At 55.3% G+C, this 14,550-nt stretch carries 15 protein-coding genes; 8 read left to right on the forward strand and 7 right to left on the reverse strand.

Annotated elements, in window-relative coordinates:
- Positions 1–60 precede the first annotated feature (60 nt).
- On the forward strand, positions 61–987 hold the full coding sequence (locus OPC11_RS06095) for a peptidylprolyl isomerase (RefSeq protein ID WP_007982871.1): 927 nt from the start codon (positions 61–63) through the stop codon (positions 985–987).
- 37 nt (positions 988–1,024) lie between these two features.
- Positions 1,025–1,636 carry a hypothetical protein gene (locus OPC11_RS06100; protein WP_264781341.1) on the forward strand — a complete coding sequence of 204 codons (612 nt, stop codon included), beginning with the start codon at positions 1,025–1,027 and terminating at the stop codon, positions 1,634–1,636.
- On the opposite strand, the gene OPC11_RS06105 is transcribed toward OPC11_RS06100, so the two are convergent.
- The 3 genes from OPC11_RS06105 to pyrB form a co-directional block, all read right to left on the reverse strand.
- Positions 1,637–2,308 (reverse strand): hypothetical protein, encoded by a 672-nt coding sequence (locus OPC11_RS06105; RefSeq protein ID WP_232423708.1) that lies wholly within the window; start codon positions 2,306–2,308, stop codon positions 1,637–1,639. It abuts the gene before it with no gap.
- Between the two features lie 76 nt (positions 2,309–2,384).
- The gene (gene pyrI / locus OPC11_RS06110) at positions 2,385–2,846 is read right to left on the reverse strand and encodes an aspartate carbamoyltransferase regulatory subunit (protein ID WP_007982879.1); all 462 of its coding nucleotides are present in this window, start codon (positions 2,844–2,846) and stop codon (positions 2,385–2,387) included.
- The gene (pyrB, locus tag OPC11_RS06115; protein WP_264781342.1) at positions 2,843–3,754 is read right to left on the reverse strand and encodes an aspartate carbamoyltransferase; all 912 of its coding nucleotides are present in this window, start codon (positions 3,752–3,754) and stop codon (positions 2,843–2,845) included. Before pyrB ends, pyrI begins: the two co-directional genes overlap by 4 nt.
- An 82-nt stretch (positions 3,755–3,836) precedes the next feature.
- Here pyrB and OPC11_RS06120 point away from each other — a divergent pair, with 82 nt between their 5' ends.
- Positions 3,837–4,475, forward strand: coding sequence for a P-loop NTPase (locus OPC11_RS06120; protein WP_264781343.1), 639 nt, complete (start codon positions 3,837–3,839; stop codon positions 4,473–4,475).
- Positions 4,476–4,498: 23 nt separating this feature from the next.
- Positions 4,499–5,122: a transcriptional regulator gene (locus OPC11_RS06125; protein ID WP_264781344.1), complete on the forward strand. Its 624-nt coding sequence runs from the start codon at positions 4,499–4,501 to the stop codon at positions 5,120–5,122.
- 33 nt (positions 5,123–5,155) lie between these two features.
- Here OPC11_RS06125 and aglJ read toward each other — a convergent pair whose 3' ends face one another.
- Positions 5,156–6,064 (reverse strand): S-layer glycoprotein N-glycosyltransferase AglJ, encoded by a 909-nt coding sequence (gene aglJ / locus OPC11_RS06130; protein WP_007982884.1) that lies wholly within the window; start codon positions 6,062–6,064, stop codon positions 5,156–5,158.
- A gap of 139 nt (positions 6,065–6,203) precedes the next feature.
- On the opposite strand from aglJ, the gene OPC11_RS06135 reads away from it, so the two are divergent.
- Complete coding sequence (locus tag OPC11_RS06135; RefSeq protein WP_264781345.1) at positions 6,204–7,346, forward strand: glycosyltransferase; 1,143 nt, start codon at positions 6,204–6,206, stop codon at positions 7,344–7,346.
- Positions 7,343–8,380, forward strand: a complete 1,038-nt coding sequence (locus OPC11_RS06140) for a glycosyltransferase family 4 protein (protein ID WP_026177712.1) — start codon at positions 7,343–7,345, stop codon at positions 8,378–8,380. Before OPC11_RS06135 ends, OPC11_RS06140 begins: the two co-directional genes overlap by 4 nt.
- Positions 8,381–8,399: 19 nt before the next feature.
- Here OPC11_RS06140 and OPC11_RS06145 read toward each other — a convergent pair whose 3' ends face one another.
- From OPC11_RS06145 to OPC11_RS06155, 3 genes are all read right to left on the reverse strand, one after another.
- Complete coding sequence (locus tag OPC11_RS06145; protein ID WP_073096518.1) at positions 8,400–9,644, reverse strand: sulfatase-like hydrolase/transferase; 1,245 nt, start codon at positions 9,642–9,644, stop codon at positions 8,400–8,402.
- 75 nt (positions 9,645–9,719) lie between these two features.
- Entirely contained in the window at positions 9,720–10,835 is a 1,116-nt protein-coding gene (locus OPC11_RS06150) for a glycosyltransferase family 4 protein (RefSeq protein ID WP_264781346.1), read from the reverse strand.
- 34 nt (positions 10,836–10,869) lie between these two features.
- The gene (locus OPC11_RS06155; protein ID WP_264781347.1) at positions 10,870–11,979 is read right to left on the reverse strand and encodes a glycosyltransferase family 4 protein; all 1,110 of its coding nucleotides are present in this window, start codon (positions 11,977–11,979) and stop codon (positions 10,870–10,872) included.
- Between the two features lie 285 nt (positions 11,980–12,264).
- Between OPC11_RS06155 and OPC11_RS06160 the strand changes: the two genes are divergently transcribed.
- Positions 12,265–13,740 (forward strand): polysaccharide biosynthesis C-terminal domain-containing protein, encoded by a 1,476-nt coding sequence (locus tag OPC11_RS06160; protein ID WP_264781348.1) that lies wholly within the window; start codon positions 12,265–12,267, stop codon positions 13,738–13,740.
- Between the two features lie 102 nt (positions 13,741–13,842).
- A complete protein-coding gene (locus OPC11_RS06165) occupies positions 13,843–14,547 on the forward strand; it encodes a DapH/DapD/GlmU-related protein (protein WP_264781349.1) in 705 nt (234 codons plus the stop codon).
- Positions 14,548–14,550: the final 3 nt, after the last annotated feature.

The following is a 14,550-nucleotide window of genomic DNA, read 5'->3' on the forward strand; positions in this document are numbered from 1 at the left end:
CGAATTCCCTCGCGAAGGCGAAACGTGATTCTTAAGGGCCGAACGGGTGTCGTTTGGGGTATGAGTGACGAACAAGAGGCTGACGCGACCGAGGAAGAGACCGCAGAAACACAGGAGGGGCTGCAGGAAGGAGACTTCATCAACCTCGATTACACCGCACGAACCGTCGAGGACGGCGATCTCGTCGACACGACCAGCGAAGAGGTCGCCGAGGAAGAGGACGTAGAGACGGAGGGCCGCGACTTCGGTCCCCGAACCATCGTCCTCGGTGCCGGTCACATCTTCGAAGACGTCGAAGAGGAAATCTTCGGCAAGGAAGCGGGCGACGAGGGAACCGCTACCGTCGAACTCGCGTTCGGCGAGTACGACAACGAGGAGGTCCGCACGGTCAGCGCCGACAAGATTTCCGAGGAGGACCGCTACCCCGGCGCAAACGTCAACGTCGACGGCCAGCAGGGCTACGTCGAGACCATCATCGGCGGCCGCGCACGCGTCGACTTCAACCACCCGCTCGCGGGTGAAGACCTCGAATACGAGTACGAAATCGTCGACGAAGTGGAGGACGCAGAGGAGAAGGCGAAGGGCCTCTTCTCGATGTACATCGACGCCGACCTCGACATGTGGCTGCAGACGGACGAGGAAGAGGAAGAAGTCGAGAACGAGGACGGCGAAACGGAGACCGAGACGGTCGAGAAGGAAACCCTCTACATCGAGGCGACGCCGCAGCTGTCGATGAACCAGCAGTGGATGTTCCAGAAGCAGCAGATCGCACAGGACGTCATCGACCGCCTCGACCTCGACCGCGTTATCGTGCAGGAGACCATCGACGGCGCCGGTGCCGGTATGATGGGCGGCATGGGCGGAATGGGTGGCATGGGCGGTGCCGACCTCGAAGAAGCCCTCGAAGACGTCGATATCGACGAGGACGAACTCGTCGAGGAACTCGAAGAGGAAGGCGACGACGAAGCCGAAGACGTCGAAGAGTAATCGAATCGTCTTTTTAGATGGCCGAGCAGTGTCGGGTATGCACTCCCCGACGCGACTCTTTCATCTCCATTTCAACACGCCCGACGTGAGCCACGCGGAAGCCGAACTCGACGCGCACGGACTGCCGCCCTACCAGCGCTTCGGGCAGGTCGATGGCGAATTTCACGCACTCGACGCGAGCGACCCGGTTCCGGACGGGTTCCGCCTTCGCCTCCAGAACGCCCAACGCGGCTACGTCAACGTCACGATTGCGCCGGGACGGCGACCGCACTTCGACCATCTCGGACTCTGTACCTCCGACTTCGACGCGATTTGTGACCGGGCGAACGAAGCGGGGTGGTCGGTCCGTGACCGCGACGGGAGACGCACGTTCGTCATGACACCGTGGGGGTTCCGCGTCGAACTGCACCGCGACGGAAGCGACGTGGAGGCCGACCTCGGGTCGTGGGACGACGCGCGGTTCGAGCGCGTCGAACTCGCTGTTTCCGACCCCGACGCCGAAGACGAATTCCGAGCGGTGTTCGGGGAGATACCGGGACTGGTGTTTCGGCAGGATACCGACGATGATGGCGTACGCGTTCCACGGTTCGAACTCGGCGGTTCGGCGTTCTCCGCGGGAGAAACGGTCGAAAGTACGTCGTTCCTCTGATCAGTTCGTCGCGTTCCGCGACCGGACGGTTCTGGCCGACCACTCACCGGCGTCGGCCTGTCGAACGATTCCGGACTCGATGCTCGCGTTTTGAATTTCGACGGCGGGTTTCGGCTCCGTATCGGGGTTCGTCACGTCCGGCGACACGGGCGGGTTTGCGGAGCGTCTCGGAACCGTGGTGTTGACGACGGTCAGTTTCGTCACGTTCAGCGTGTCGAGGTTCGCTCCCTCGACGGTGACGTTTGCGAGCACGTGTCGCTTAATAACGCGGTTACTCACGCCTGGGTCGAACAGGTCGCCGCCCGGAACGTCCCAAATCGAGCGGTTTCTGATGACGATTCGGTCCGCGCTCACGTTTTTCAGCGTGCCGTTGCGGATGTGGACCGTCGCGATGGAGACGTTGCGGAGGGTGACGTCGCGCTTGGTTCCGTTTTCGGTCTGTAGCGTGTCGACGTGAACTTCGTCCACCGTCGCGTTGTTCACCGTGGTGTTCCGGAGCGCCCACGTTCTGACCGTCACGTCCTTGGTTGACACCTTGTACTGGCCGAGCTGTAACGACGGATTTGCCGCGGCCGCCCCGGTCAGCCCGCTGCCAGCGACGGCTACCCCACCCGAGAAGACGACGAAAAGCGACACGACGACAGCGGCGTGTGCGCCGATTCGAGTTCCCATACACGCCACGAATTCGAGCGACGGCATAAACCGCTTCGACCGTTTTTCCCAGTTCGGCGGATTAGGCCGTCGTTTCTCACTTCACGCTGATATGTGCGGCGAGGTCGTCGCGGATGATGGTTTCGCAGTACTCACAGCGGACGCCATCGGAGAGAACCTCGAACTTCGAATCGACGGGTTCGTCCTCCGTCGAGATGCAGTTGCTATTCGGACAGGAGAGGATGCCGACGACGTACTCGGGGCGCTCCAAGCGATGCTTTTCTGCCACTTCGTACTCCCGAATGATGTTGATGCTCGCGTCGGGGGCGATGAGCGAGAGGACGTCCACCTCGTTCTGACTCAACTCCTTTCCCTCGACTTTCACGATGTCCTTTCGGCCCATCCGGTCGCTGGGTACGTTCATGCCGACGCTCACTTCCTCGCCGTCGCTTCCGTCGATGCCGAGGATTGCGAGGACGTTGAGCGCCTGCCCGGCGCGAATGTGGTCGATAACGGTGCCGTTTCGAATCTTGCTGACGCGGAGTTCGTGGTCGCTCATTGGTCCTCCAGCATGGAGTCGAGCAGTGCCATACGCACTGGAATGCCGTTGTGTGCCTGTTCGAAGTACTTCGCGTGGTCCGTCTCGTCCACCTCGGGCGCGATTTCGTCGACGCGGGGAAGCGGATGCATGATGGTCAAATCATCCCGCGCGCCTTCGAGCGTTTCGAGGTCGATACGGTAGTCGCCCGCGACGGCGCGGTACTCGTTCTCGTCGGGGAAGCGCTCGCGCTGGATGCGCGTGACGTAGAGCACGTCCAAGTTCGGAAGCACGTCCTCGATGTCGGTGTGTTCGCGGACGTTCGCACCCGCCTCGTGGAGGTCGTAGCGAACGCTTCGCGGGAGTTTGAGGCTTCCGGGACTGATGAAGTGCTGGCGGGTGTCGAAGTTGGTCAACGCGTGGGCGAGCGAGTGGACCGTTCGCCCGTACTTCAGGTCGCCCATGATGCCGATGGTGAGGTCGTCCAGTCCCGCGTTCTCCCGAATCGTATAGAGGTCGAGGAGCGTCTGTGTCGGGTGATGGCCCGCCCCGTCCCCGGCGTTGAGGAGGGGGACATCGACGAACTCGCTCACCATCTTCGCCGCGCCTTGGCTCGGGTGGCGCAACACGAGCGCGTCGGCGTAGCCCTCGATGACGCGAGTCGTGTCGGCGAGGCTCTCTCCTTTCTTCACGCTAGACGATTCGACGGAACCCATGTCCACGATGTCGCCGCCGAGACGTTTGATCGACGTCTCGAAGCTCATCTTCGTGCGCGTGCTCGGTTCGTAAAACAGCAACCCGAGGAGTTTTCCCGCGTGTCGGTCCCCGAACGCCGCCGGGTCGGCGTCGATTTCGGCGGCGCGGTCGAGAACGCCCTCGATGTCCTGCCGCGAAAGTTGTTTCGTGTCGATGAGGTGGTCGTGCCGCATCGTTCGAACAGGGGTCGCCACGCGTCTTGAAAGGCACGGGTCGCCCCCGAAGTTTAAATCGGATGACGGAACCACACCCGGCATGCTCGCCATCGCCGGTGGAAAAGGAGGCTGTGGAAAGACGACGACGACGCTCGGACTCGCTGGCGCGCTCGGCCGGATGCGCCGGTCAGTCCTCGCCGCGGACGCCGACGTGGACATGCCCGACCTCCATCACCTCGCTAACGTGGACGGGACGCCGAACCTCTCCGCCGTCGCAAACGGCGAGGCGGTCGAAATCGCCACGCACCCACCGCCGACGCTCTCCGGCGTCGAAGTAGTTCCCGCGCCACAATCGATGGGCAACTCCGTTCACCTCCCGAGCGCGCTCTCCCGTCTCGCCGACGCCACCGACCACGTTCTCGTTGACTGCCCGGCGGGAGCGGGACCGGACGCGGCGACGCCGCTTCGCCTCGCGGACCACGTTCTGCTGGTGACGACGACCGACCCGGCCTGCCTCCGTGACACGGTCAAAACCGCCGCGATGGCCCGTGCACTCGGGACGACTATCGTCGGGGTCGCCCTCACCCGAACGGAGAACCCGCCAACGGGAATCGAGCGCCTCCTCGGCGGTCCCGTTCTTGCCTCGATTCCCGACGGCGGCGTCGCCGTCCTCTCGGACGAATCGGTTCGGCGGGCGTACGACCGTCTCGCGTCGGCACTCCTGACCAAACACTTATGAACGCTGTTGGAGTTGTCACAATTATGGTATCGCGGCTTTCGACCGGAATTCCGGTGCTCGACCGGAAACTCGACGGGGGTATCCCGCCCGGGAGCACCGTCGCGCTCTGTGCACCTCCGGCCAGTCAGGCAGAACTCCTGTTGACCGAGTTCACCGCCAGTCGCCCCACGTTGTACCTGACGACCGACCGCGACGAGGAGACGGTGAGTGCCGGATTTCGACGCGAATCCAGCCGTCGGACGCCGGAAGTCAGATACATACCGGGTGATGCACCGCTGGACCACGCGCGACGACTGTTCCAGCGGCTCCGGAGCGATTCGACGCTCATCATCGACCCGATGAACCTACTGGAGCGGGAGGACCCGACTCGGTATCGGAACTTCCTCCACGACCTGCAGTCCCACCTCCGCGGAACGGACAGCCTCGCAATCCTCCACTGTCTCGACGGACGGTGGATTCCCGACCAGCGGGACATCACGGAACACGCCGTCGATGTGGTGTTTCAACTCAACACCGAAATTTCGGGCGACCGCGTCGAAAATCGACTCGCCGTGCCGAAGTTCCGCGGCGGACGGGCGCTTCCCGAAACCATCAAACTCGAACTCACGGAGTCGGTGGCAATCGACACCAGTCGGGATATCGCGTGAGAATTTCGGCGCGTTGTGAACCCGTCTCTCGTCTCAGCGGCGTTCGTCGATTCGACGCATCTGTTCGCGGTGAAGCGTGACGATCAGATCCGAGAGGACGCCGAACATGAGCAACTGCAGGCCGAAGATGATGGAGATACCGGCGACGACCGCGATAACCTCGTGGGAGATGTGGCGCGTCACCCACTCGACGGCGACGTAAACCCCCAAGATAACCCCGATGAGACCGCTCAACATACCCATGCTCCCGAAGTAGAATAGCGGATTGTTCGTCTTCGCGAGTTGGTAGAGCGTCATGATGATGTCCCCCCCGTCCCAAAGCGGATGGAGGTTCGTTTCCGAGTCGTCCGGCCGCTCTTCGTACTGAATCGGCACGACGGCCGTCGGAACGCTGTGTTTGACGCATTCGACCGCCAGTTCGGTTTCGACGCCGAAGCCGTCCGAGGTGAGGTATGAACGCTCCGCGGATTTTCTCGTGAACGCCCGATAGCCGCTGAGGATGTCCTTGAAATCCGACCGATGGATGATCGAGAACGCTCGGTTGATAACGCGATTGCCGAAGTGGTTCAGCCGCGGCATCGACCCGTCGTTCATGCCCGCAAACCGGTTGCCGATGACGTGTTCGTAGCCGTCGTCGAGCGGCTCCAGCATCGTCTCGGCGTCCGACGGTTTGTACGTTCCGTCCCCGTCCAACATCAGCACGTACTCCGCTTCGATGTGTTCCAAGCCCTCGCGGACGGCTTGCCCCTTCCCGACGCCGCTCTGTTCGATGACGCGCGCGCCGTGCTCCGTCGCCACATCGCGCGTCCCGTCGTCGGAGTTACCGTCCACTACGAGGACGTTCGAGAAGCCCTGCTCGCGGAAGCCGTCGATGACTTCGCCAATCGTCTCAGCCTCATTCAGCGTGGGGATGAGCACGCACACGTCCTCTCTGTCGGGCATTGTCGGGGAAATGGGTACCGGGGTCTAAAAGCCCAACCTTTTGAGTCTGTCAGTGTTGAGAGAGGTGCTCGAACTGTTAGTGTCGAACAACTGCCTGGCAATCCATAGATGTTTAAAACAAAGCGACAAACGACCGGCTATGAACCGGCTCGCCAAGGCTGCCGCCGTCGTCATCGCCGTGGCCGCGATTCCGTATTTCTGTTTCCTCGCGCTGTACGGACTGATTCGCCCGGAGGGCTCACCGGCCCGAAAACGGGATGCGGAACCGACAGTTAGTATCGTTCTGCCGACTTACAACGAATCCGACATCATCGAGAAGAAACTGGACAACTTGCTCGAACTCGACTATCCGATGGAGAACATCGAACTCGTCGTCGTGGATTCGAGCGACGACGAGACGCCGGACCTGATCCGAGAATATTTCGCGGACCGAGAACATCCCTCGCTGAACCTCATCGAAGAGAAGGAACGGCGCGGACTCGCTCCCGCGCTCAACGACGCCTATGCGGCCGCCGAGAACGAGATGGTGGTCAAAACCGACTGCGACTCCTTCACCGCGAACGACGTGCTCCGGGTCGCCGCCGCGAACCTCGCCGACCCGGACGTCGCGGCAGTGACGGGGAAGAACACCGACGTTCTCGGAGGGAGCGAAGTCGAGGAAGGATATCGCGGCGTGCAGGCGCACATCCAGACGCTCGAATCGCACCTCGATTCCACCCTTATCTTCCACGGTCCGTTCTCCGCCTTCGAAAACGACGCCATCGTCCCCATCGACCCCGAGTCGCTCGCCGACGACACGGAACTCGCGTTGAAGATTCGCCGGAACGGAAAGCGAGTCATCTACGACCCCGAAATCCGCTACAGCGAGGCATCGCACTCCGATTTCGGAAAACGCCGTCTCCAAAAGGACCGGCGTGGAATGGGACTGATCCGGCTGCTCGTCCAGCACCGGGACGCACTCGGCCGACACGGGAAGTACGGCGGCGTCGTGTTGCCGTTCAACTGGTGGTTCATGATCGTCTCGCCGTGGTTGGTCGCGCTCGGAATCGGATTGCTGACTGGTGGTGCGTTGGTCGCGGCCGGGCCGTTCGGGTTGGTCGTTCCGGCGGGGCTTGGAGTGTTTATCAAACTCGGTGGGAGTGATTGTCTCGGACCACTGCAGCCGGTGTACGCCATCTTCGACACGCAAGTGTCGCTGTTCCGGGCGAGTGTGGAGTTGTTGCGTGGCGAAGGGGATGGAACGTGGGAGATAGATGAGGAGTTGCGGGAGGCGTTCGAGTGAAAATCGTTCAAGTGACGCCGCGGTATCCACCTCGTGTCGGTGGGGTTGAGACGCATGTAAAGGAAATTAGTGAACGTCTCGTCGAGCGGGGGCACGAAGTTACGGTAGTTACCGCCGATGCGGGTAAGGACGTTTCAAACCAGGACGTTCGAAATGGAGTTCGTGTTCGTCGATGTCGTGGATTTGCACCAGGGGGTGCGTTTCACATTGCGCCGGGGATTGTGCCGGTAGTCCGACGTAGCGATGGGGATATTATACATGCCCACAACTATCACTCGCTTCCGATGGTGCTTGGGTCACTCAGCGCTGATGCTCCACTTATCATCACACCACATTATCATGGAAAGAGTGCTAGTGGTATTCGTGACCATCTACTACGAGCCTACCGACCCGTGGGAAAGTGGTCGCTTCACCGTGCAACGGAAGTCGTCGCCGTAAGTGAGTGGGAGCATGATTTGTTACAAACGGATTTCGATATCGATTCAACGGTCGTACCAAACGGTCTGAATCTCGAACGATTTCGAGATGTAACCACGGAGAGCCAGCATCAACCCTATCTTTTGTATGTAGGCCGACTGGAAGAATATAAAGGGGTTCAACATATTATCCGTTCCTTGAAAAAGATAGACGCATACAATCTCATGATTGTCGGCAACGGACCCTATAGAGAAACACTAGAAGATGTCGCACACGATTGTGATGTCCGAGATCGCATTCAGTTCACAGGATACGTTTCAGATGATGATCTCACTCGGTTATACGTTGGCGCGGATGTCTTCATCACTTTATCTTCGTTCGAAGCCTATGGTATGACGGTTGGGGAGGCACTGTGCAGCAAAACCCCCTGTGTGGTTAAGGAATCGGGAGCGCTAACACAGTGGGTGCAGTACGAGGGGGTTATCGGAGTTACGAATATCGAACCGGATACCATCGCCACTGCGGTTGAAAAAGCGAGGCGAAACGAACCAGATACGGTGAATCTCATGGGGTGGGGTGCCGTTACTGATCAACTGGAAACACTCTATCTGAAGTGATCATTTGTCTGTCCGTCGGCTAGTCCACATATCCAAGTGCCTCCAGTCGTTTCTCGATCTCTTGATGGTTCGAATCTGGAACACCGGGGATAGTACCCGATGATTTCTCGATACTTGGGAATGATATTTCTTTCGTATACTCGATTTGAGATTGTGATGGACTGCCGTCGATATCCATCCTCCCGTCGCGGAAGTTCACCACGGAACCATCCGATGAAAGACAGCGGACGACTGCATTCGATTTCGAGACGACATAGCGGTGAGTATCGTCATAGAGGTTATATCGGTGATCTGCCGACGGAATATCGTCGGTTAAATGTCCAGCAAGGAATCTGAACAAATCCGAATGCTGTACCAGTTGGTCGTGTATTGTGGCTTCATTACTCGGCGTAGAAATAAGAAGGGGAATTTGGGTGAGTGCATCGAGTGGAAGCGCATCCCACGGGTGGTTCGTCATACCTGACTCACCGAACACCTCGCCGTGGTCCGCGGTTATCGCAACTACACCGTTTTCAAACCAACCCTGTTTATCTAGTTTCTCGAGCAACTTCGAGAGTTGGCGGTCGAGATATCGGATATTCTCATCGTACATCTCAACCAATTTCGAGAGGGAATCTGTGTCATCTAAAATATCACCGCTGATGTACTCGTCATTGAGAGTTCGTACATGTTCCGTGTCGAAATTATCACGTATCATCCCATCTGCAACGGATTCAATAGAAAAAGGGAAGTGGGGATCCTGAAAATGAGCCCAACAGAATGAAACGTCGTTAGATAGCGCGGAATCAACGCGCTGGACTTGTTCCATGGCCGAACGATATGGCTCTTTAAACTGTTCCTCGTTGACTGTCGCTACGATTTTGTTTATTGAATCGTATACCCATTTTATCACTTCTACTTGACCGAGGTGGTGGAAAACTCTCTGCTTTAACGTGTTCCCGGAATAACCACCAAGGTACGAAAATTCGTCAAACCCACGATCATATCCCCTGTCTGGTCGAAGGTGTGGGTTATTTGCGTATGCTACTGACTTCCCGGAGCACAGTTCTGCAAGCGTCGGTGTTCCCGGAAGTGTTCCATCATTTTTTGGAAGTTGTCCAGTGATAATTCCTGGGAAGGCAAACGGGGTTGCAACGCCATGGGAATATGCTTCGGTAAATCGGTCAAATTCTCGTTCTAAAATCGACCATGACTTTGGAAAATACTTCTCTGAACATCGGTCCGCACGAAGTGAGTCGATCGTTAACAACAGAACGTTCGTCATTATCAGAGAACACCACTGATTATGCAAATATGTATCGGGACATATGAACAACTACATTAGTGGTGTATTGCAGCACTATCCGTTGTTTTTACTACGCACGACTGCTGTTTGAACAGCCTCATCGAAACCGTCGAGCATCCGTTCGTAATCATACAATTTACTGTCTTTTTTCGCCTGTACTCCCATTTCCGACGCCATTGTTGGGTTTTCGAATATTTCTGCTAACCTATCTGCAAGTGCTGCCTCGTTCCGCTCTGGGACGACGAATCCGTTCTTTCCCTCGTCGATGATACACGATGCACCTACCTGTCCGGTCGTAATAACTGCTGTTCCGGAGCTCATCGCTTCGTTAATCACCAACCCCCACGGTTCTCGAAATTCGGCCGTGACAACGGATGGAAGAACGAAGACATCCGCAAGTGCATAGTATTCTGGAAGTAACTCATTGTTTATGTAACCAGTAAAGATCACATCGTGATCATCGTCCACTTGTTCTGTCAACTCTGTTCGTTGGTCACCATCACCAACGATAAGAAGATAGGTCGGCTTTTCAGACACTGCTCGTGCCGTCTTATAAGCATCGAGTAGGTATTTCACACCTTTTTCTTTGACTAATCTCCCAACAAACAAGGCGACAGAGGCGTCATCAGGGATACCCCACTCTTTGCGTAAGTCAGCTACACGGTCTTGATTAAAAGTAGAGAACTGGCCCGTGTCAACAGTATTCCAAGCGATGGATATTTTGTCCTCTTCCACACCGAGGTCGACGAGATAGTCCGAAATATGTGGACCATACACCGCGATAGCATCGCTTTCCATGTAGATTCGACGAATGAGTGGGAACGTCACAGTTCGGAGTGTTGTCAAAGGAAGATGCCATTCTCCCGTCCACAGGACAAACGGCGTATTAGTCGCTCGAGCATACAGGAATGAAGACTGTCCACCGAACCCCTCGACAGGAGCACCAACAATCACGTCTGGATCAAACCGGTAGAGGTGAGTAAATACCGTCGGCGTGATTTTATACCGATCTCTGAACAGATACCCGGACAGTTCTGAATAGTCGAAATCACCGTATGCTCTCCATGATTCTTTAGAATTGCAGAAAAATATCCTCACTTCATATTTATCTGCTAACATTTCATAGAATCCTGTCCGATATGGTGGACAGAACTCGGTGACGACTGCCACACGGAGTGTCATTGACCTGACTATGATAGGCCACTCACTTAGCCTTGGCCGTCTCGCTAAGTTGTTCGCAGAGTTTTGTATACTCGTTAACGAAGTCCGTGACGACGCTACTTTCATCGAAACCCTCAACCGTTACCCGTGCTTGCTCGCACATCTCACGCCGCTTTTCTTCGGAGCGGTCGAAGTAATCGATGAGTGTCTCACGTACTCCTGCGACAGTTGGTTCACAGACAAGGGTTTCAGAAACTTCTTCGACGACATCCTTAGCGCCAACCATATTGCTCACGATACACGGGCGGGCAGCACGCATTGGTTCAAGCGCTGCGACAGAGAAAGACTCCGACCGTCCAGGATGAGCAGACACCTCTCCGTGGGAGAAAAATTCGGCCAGATCATCCACCCAACCATGGAGTACGACTCCTGCATGCTTTTCCCAAGCTTTCGGATGACCCTTGCCCGCGATATGTAACTCCGACTCGGGATGCACGTCTCGAATGTCCGGCATCGCTTCAACGAGTAGATCGAATCCGGTTGAGGAACCGCCGGTTCTGCGTGCATGATTTTTGCCGTAACCAACGACGACGATATTTTTCGACCCGACTGAGACAGGGATGGTTCCTAACCGTCGATACAACTCGTCTTTGATGCCTGGATAGACTGTCACACTTTGTACATCAAGATTAGCGCGTCGAGCATACATACCCGCGAAATCGCCGACGTTCACTAACCCATCGAGTGACCGAGAGCAAAGTTGGTGGACATATGCGTCCATCTTGCCGTAGTGTTCGACACCATCGATTACATTGATAAAGGTCTCATCAGCGTTAAGAAGGATTGTGTTCGCATTTCGATTTCGAAGAGTGAACAGAGCGGCCGGAATAAGTGACGTTCCACCTTCCAGCAGGTAGTTGTCATAGCCACTTGGTATTTCTCGGGCTTTGCGGACGTAGTGTCGTAGGCGTGCTTGCGTGCTCTCAGCCACAGAATCCCATTCTTCGTACTTTGGTCCAAAGAGCGAAAATACATCGGCTCCGATTGCCTCCGCGAATGCACAATGAATGTCGTGAAAAAAGGTCCCGACGAACAGCGTATTTGTCGGATTCCCGTTAGAATTTGGATCCAACGTTCCAGGTGAAATACTCATGTTTGATGAAGTTGATGGAGAGAGTATATACTTCATGGTCGTACGATACTAAACGGTAATTTTTCTATACATCAGTATGAAGGATGGGGTGAACGACCAGATGAAAGACGGATTTAAACGAGGGACAGGACGAACGAACCGGAGAGCTATGGCACAAAGGGGGGGTATCAGACGGGAAACAATAGCCATCAATAGCGTTCGGAGCAGTTGTGACCTCTTCTATCGTCAGGGCGCTTCTGTTGAATTCGAAATAAACAGTACAACCGTTCCGAAGCAAGGGTATCGATGACTGACGACGCATCCAATGTAAGCCTCGGCGGGGAAACAGTAAAGGGAAGCATCGCAAAAGCTTCGATGGCTGCTATCGGGTTCATTGGAACCGTAATATTTGCTCAAAAACTCGGGGCGACTCTCTTCGGGAAGTATCACCTGCTACTGTCACTCGTCTTGCTTACCGAACGACCGATCAGCGGAGGCTGGACAAGTGCTGCGACAAAGCGAGCGTCAGAAATCAAGTTTTCGAACCGAGAAGTCATCGGCGCACAACTCTTAGTCGGCATCGTCTGGATACTTGCGTTAGGCGGAATCGCTATCATCGCGGGAGATTGGTTACGACGATATACTGGTGTCGAAGCGGCCGTGCCATTGTTTCTCCTTCTACTCTCGGCAAAGGTGTTGTACTCATGTTTCGTACCGATTATACAGGCACAGGGCCATATCGGAACTGCGGTAGGAATAGACGCCCTTCGCTCCTATTTCACGTTCCCTCTTCAACTCATTTTAGTCATCGTTGGCTTTGGCGTCGCTGGAATGGTATCTGGGTTAGCAGGAGCAACACTACTTGTGATTCCGGTCGCACTATACTACCATCAGACACTCCCGACAAAACCATCGGTTGAACTACTCCGAAGCCTTTGGGAATATGCTCGATACAGTATCCCAACCAGTATGCTCTGGAAAACGTACGACCGATTCGATGTCCTGTTGTTGGGCGCGTTGATGACGCCTGCCGCAGTCGGTGATTACGAGGTTGCAGCTAAACTCACGTTCCCAGCAATGTTCGTTGCAGAAATTTCAGGCTCAGGACTAATGGTTCGGGTAAGTAACCTACGGAGTAAAGGAGAAAGCGCAGTCCGTGATATTTCGAACGTTATCTCGTTCTCCAGTATCCTATCGATCCCACTTTTTTTTGGTGCACTCGTAGTCGCCCGACCACTTGTAATCAAGTTATATGGCTCCGAGTACGCTAGCGCTTCGATACTACTCATTGGACTGTCACTATATCGTATTCTAACGACACAGACAGTTCCACTCTACAAAGCAATCAATGGTTTTGACATGCCCGATTCTAATTTCCGCATTTCTTCGATTACGCTGGTAGTGAATCTCATTTTGGGAGTTGTTCTGACGATAGAATTAGGCGCAGTCGGTGTTGTTATTGCCACCGTCGTCTCTGAAGCGGTTCGGTATCTCGGTCTTGCATTTCTAGTTCGATCAGAGATGTCGAGAGTCGTCTTGCTGCCACGGGAACTTCTCGAGCAATTTCTTGCTGGGTCAATTATGTTTGGCGTGGTTTCCTTTTCACGACCGATTCTCGGTACCGATTCTTGGATACGCCTCGGAACGCTTCTAATGACGGGTGTAGTTGTCTACGGTGTTTGTCTTTTGGTAATGAGTCGAAAACTTCGACTGACAATCGGAAGCGTCCTTCGAGGGTCACGTATCGAACAGATGGTACCAAAGTGGATGTTAAATTGGTGATGACATATGGTCGATAGCTAGTCATGCGAAAGCACCCTAGCAACCGTCTGACACAGTATCGGATGGAAACGTTATTACCACCCGTTCTATAGACGGACACACATGAATCATTCTAAGCTATATTCGTGGGGTCACACAGTGCTAGAATATACGACCTATTCCAAATATATCAGAGCATTACTGGATCTCGCGCCGGTAGAAACATCGATCCAAGCAGGAGAAAATGTTGACATCGGGAGAGGGTGTAAGATACAAGGGGACATCTCTCTAGGAGATGAAGTTCGGATCGGTTCAAACACAACGCTTGACGGGAAGGTAACGATAGAGGATGGGACGAATTTAGTCGACAGGAACGAGGTAATCGGCACCGTCCAAATTGGAAAATATTGCGCCATTGCACGGAGAGTCACATTCCAAGGACGCAACCACCTCATGCATAATCCGGGAATCCAAATGCGGTTTTATCGTGAGAAGCTTGATGATCGACTGGAGGAAGTGACAAACGGACCCATAGTCATCGGAAGCGATGTCTGGATTGGGACAGAATCGATCATCCTTTCGGATGTTGAAATCGGGAGTGGGGCCGTTATCGGAGCGGGGTCTATCGTGACAGACGATGTGGAACCGTATTCAGTCGTCGCTGGGGTTCCAGCACAACACAAGAAATGGAGATTTCCCGAACATATCAGAGAACAATTGCTAGAGGAGAAGTGGTGGGAGTGGAGCGAGCAGAAGATACAGCGCAACCGAGAGTTTTTTCAGACGGATCTACGGACGGTAGACGATCTCCAATCGTTAGTACGATAGCAC

The sequence above is a fragment of the Haladaptatus sp. T7 genome (genome assembly GCF_026008575.1).
Lineage (GTDB): Archaea > Halobacteriota > Halobacteria > Halobacteriales > Haladaptataceae > Haladaptatus > Haladaptatus paucihalophilus.

Excerpts from the sequence above, each read along its gene's own strand:
- OPC11_RS06095 (WP_007982871.1), top strand. The coding sequence starts at position 61 with ATGAGTGACGAACAAGAGGCTGACGCGACCGAGGAAGAGACCGCAGAA.
- OPC11_RS06100 (WP_264781341.1), top strand. The coding sequence starts at position 1,025 with ATGCACTCCCCGACGCGACTCTTTCATCTCCATTTCAACACGCCCGAC.
- OPC11_RS06105 (WP_232423708.1), bottom strand. The coding sequence starts at position 2,308 with ATGGGAACTCGAATCGGCGCACACGCCGCTGTCGTCGTGTCGCTTTTC.
- pyrI (WP_007982879.1), bottom strand. The coding sequence starts at position 2,846 with ATGAGCGACCACGAACTCCGCGTCAGCAAGATTCGAAACGGCACCGTT.
- pyrB (WP_264781342.1), bottom strand. The coding sequence starts at position 3,754 with ATGCGGCACGACCACCTCATCGACACGAAACAACTTTCGCGGCAGGAC.
- OPC11_RS06120 (WP_264781343.1), top strand. The coding sequence starts at position 3,837 with ATGCTCGCCATCGCCGGTGGAAAAGGAGGCTGTGGAAAGACGACGACG.
- OPC11_RS06125 (WP_264781344.1), top strand. The coding sequence starts at position 4,499 with ATGGTATCGCGGCTTTCGACCGGAATTCCGGTGCTCGACCGGAAACTC.
- aglJ (WP_007982884.1), bottom strand. The coding sequence starts at position 6,064 with ATGCCCGACAGAGAGGACGTGTGCGTGCTCATCCCCACGCTGAATGAG.
- OPC11_RS06135 (WP_264781345.1), top strand. The coding sequence starts at position 6,204 with ATGAACCGGCTCGCCAAGGCTGCCGCCGTCGTCATCGCCGTGGCCGCG.
- OPC11_RS06145 (WP_073096518.1), bottom strand. The coding sequence starts at position 9,644 with ATGACGAACGTTCTGTTGTTAACGATCGACTCACTTCGTGCGGACCGA.
- OPC11_RS06155 (WP_264781347.1), bottom strand. The coding sequence starts at position 11,979 with ATGAGTATTTCACCTGGAACGTTGGATCCAAATTCTAACGGGAATCCG.
- OPC11_RS06160 (WP_264781348.1), top strand. The coding sequence starts at position 12,265 with ATGACTGACGACGCATCCAATGTAAGCCTCGGCGGGGAAACAGTAAAG.
- OPC11_RS06165 (WP_264781349.1), top strand. The coding sequence starts at position 13,843 with ATGAATCATTCTAAGCTATATTCGTGGGGTCACACAGTGCTAGAATAT.